This is a genomic window from Vibrio sp. OPT41 (genome assembly GCF_015163595.1).
Classification (GTDB): domain Bacteria; phylum Pseudomonadota; class Gammaproteobacteria; order Enterobacterales; family Vibrionaceae; genus Vibrio; species Vibrio alginolyticus.
In genome coordinates, this window is the sequence record NZ_JADDYH010000074.1 from 283,865 (window position 1) to 284,626 (window position 762).

Here is a 762-nt window from a genome sequence, read left to right on the forward strand (position 1 = left end):
TCTTCTCGCTAAGAAGTTGTGAAGTAAATCACATTCATTTCTTACGAAACAAAAAAAAGGCCATCGGGCCAGTCAATGAATGGCGGTGAAGGAGGGATTCGAACCCTCGATACGGGATAAACCGTATACTCCCTTAGCAGGGGAGCGCCTTCAGCCTCTCGGCCACCTCACCGTTTTCATTGTTATATCTCAAAAGAGATATGGCGCGTCCTGGAGGATTCGAACCTCCGACCGCCTGGTTCGTAGCCAGGTACTCTATCCAGCTGAGCTAAGGACGCACTTTTTGTTGATAAATCAACGTTGCAAGAATGGCGGTGAAGGAGGGATTCGAACCCTCGATACGGGATAAACCGTATACTCCCTTAGCAGGGGAGCGCCTTCAGCCTCTCGGCCACCTCACCGTCTTGCGGAGGCACATATTACGTTTTACCGAAAATATGTCAAACACTTTCTTTGAAAAAATCTACGAAACTGGCTTAACCGTTGCTGATTTAATCAAAGTGACTATTAAACGAACTTTATCACTCTATTATGATGAAAAAAAGAGAGTCTTCTCTGAAAAAAAGACATTTATTTTCAAATAACTTTCTGAAGTTCGAATCAACATTATTGATGAATTCACAGCCATACTCAACACAATAGTTTCTGCAAATTTTCAAAAACAGTATGACCCGTCCTGATATGGGTTGACACTTTTTAACTAAAACGCTCGATGTACTTCATCGGGCGTTTTGTATTTTAAAGCCGTATGAGGCCTCATTT

3 tRNA genes are annotated in these 762 nt (G+C 42.7%); all 3 read right to left on the reverse strand.

Annotated features, from left to right (window positions below):
• Positions 1-80 precede the first annotated feature (80 nt).
• The 3 genes from IQP38_RS25140 to IQP38_RS25150 all read right to left on the reverse strand — a co-directional run bounded on the left by IQP38_RS25140 (position 81) and on the right by IQP38_RS25150 (position 401).
• Positions 81-172: transfer RNA gene (locus IQP38_RS25140), tRNA-Ser, on the reverse strand.
• A gap of 29 nt (positions 173-201) precedes the next feature.
• Positions 202-278, reverse strand: a tRNA-Arg gene (locus IQP38_RS25145).
• Between the two features lie 31 nt (positions 279-309).
• A tRNA-Ser gene (locus IQP38_RS25150) sits at positions 310-401 on the reverse strand.
• Positions 402-762: the final 361 nt, after the last annotated feature.